The 1,822-nt window shown below is 67.6% G+C and carries 1 protein-coding gene; it reads right to left on the minus strand.

The genetic code is table 11. From position 1 onward, the window contains the following. Window positions 1-2: 2 nt before the first annotated feature. Entirely contained in the window at window positions 3-1,820 is a 1,818-nt protein-coding gene (gene glmS, locus DIE15_RS36580; RefSeq protein WP_124835876.1) for a glutamine--fructose-6-phosphate transaminase (isomerizing), read from the minus strand. Between the last annotated feature and the right edge of the window lie 2 nt (window positions 1,821-1,822).

The following is a 1,822-nucleotide window of genomic DNA, read 5'->3' on the forward strand; positions in this document are numbered from 1 at the left end:
GCTTACTCCACCGTCACCGACTTCGCGAGGTTGCGCGGCTTGTCGACATCGGTGCCGCGCGCGCACGCGGTGTGATACGCGAGCAGCTGCAGCGGCACGACGTGCAGGATCGGCGACAGCTGCCCGTAATGCTCCGGCATCCGGATCACGTGCAGGCCGTCGTCGTTGACGATCTGCGTATCCGCGTCGGCGAACACGTACAGCTCGCCGCCGCGCGCGCGCACTTCCTGCATGTTCGACTTCAGCTTCTCGAGCAGCGTGTCGTTCGGCGCGACCGTGACGACCGGCATCGCTTCCGTGACGAGCGCGAGCGGCCCGTGCTTCAGCTCGCCGGCCGGATAGGCCTCCGCGTGGATGTACGAGATTTCCTTCAGCTTCAGCGCGCCTTCGAGCGCGATCGGGTAGTGCAGCCCGCGGCCGAGGAACAGCGCGTTTTCCTTGCGCGCGAATTCCTCCGACCACGCGATGATCTGCGGCTCGAGCGCGAGCACGCTGTTCAGCGCGGCCGGCAGGTGGCGCAGTTGCTTCAGGAATTCCGCTTCCTGCGCGGCGTCGACATGCCCGCGCAGCTTGCCGAGCGCCGCGGCCAGCACGAACAGTGCGACGAGCTGGGTCGTGAACGCCTTGGTCGACGCGACGCCGATCTCGGTGCCCGCGTGCGTCAGGAACTGCATCTCGGTGAGGCGCACCATCGCGCTCGTCGCGACGTTGCAGACGGCCAGCGTGTGCGTGTGGCCGAGCGACTGCGCGTGCTTGAGCGCGGCGAGCGTGTCGGCCGTCTCGCCCGACTGCGAGATCACCAGCACGAGCTGGCGCGGGTTCGGCACCGACTCGCGGTAGCGGTATTCGCTCGCGATCTCGACCTGGGTTGGGATCTTCGCGATCGATTCGAGCCAGTACTTCGCGGTGAGGCCCGAGTAGTAGCTCGTGCCGCACGCGAGGATCAGCAGGCTGTCGATGTCCGCGAACGCGGCGGGTGCCGCATCGCCGAACAGCGTCGCGTCGAACGCTTCGGTCTGCGGCACCGTGTCGCTGATCGCGCGCGGCTGCTCGAAGATTTCCTTCTGCATGAAGTGGCGATACGGGCCCAGCTCGACCGCGCCGCTGTACGCGCTGACCACGCGGATCTCGCGCTGCGCGAGCGCGCCGTGGCGATCGACGATCTTCACGCCGTCGAGCGACAGTTCGCACACGTCGCCTTCCTCGAGGAACGTGAAGCGGTCGGTGCTGCCGGCCAGCGCCAGTGCGTCGGATGCGAGGAAGTTTTCGCCGTCGCCGTGGCCGACGACGAGCGGCGAACCCTGGCGCGCGCCGACGACGGTGTGCGGCTCGTCCTTGTGGGTCACCGCGATCGCATACGCGCCGTGCAGCTGCTGCACGGCTTCGCGCACGGCTTCGAACAGGTTGCCGCGATACAGGCTGTGCACGAGGTGCGCGATCACTTCGGTGTCGGTCTGCGACACGAATTCGTAGCCCTTCGCGCGCAGCGCTTCGCGCAGCGTCTCGAAGTTCTCGATGATGCCGTTGTGCACCAGCGCGAGCGCGTTCGACGAGAAGATCGGGTGCGCGTTGTGCGTGACGGGCGCGCCGTGCGTCGCCCAGCGCGTGTGTGCGACGCCGGTCGTGCCTTCCAGGTGCGATTCGCGCACCTGCGTGTCGAGATCGGCAACGCGTGCGACGCTGCGCGCACGCTTCGGCGCGCCCGGCTCGAGCACGGCGACGCCGCACGAATCGTAGCCACGATATTCGAGGCGCCGCAATCCTTCGATCAGCACCGGAACGATATTACGCTGCGCAACTGCGCCGACAATGCCGCACATGA

This window comes from Burkholderia sp. Bp9031 (assembly GCF_003857965.1).
GTDB lineage: Bacteria > Pseudomonadota > Gammaproteobacteria > Burkholderiales > Burkholderiaceae > Burkholderia > Burkholderia ambifaria_A.

Excerpts from the sequence above, each read along its gene's own strand:
- glmS (WP_124835876.1), bottom strand. The coding sequence starts at position 1,820 with ATGTGCGGCATTGTCGGCGCAGTTGCGCAGCGTAATATCGTTCCGGTG.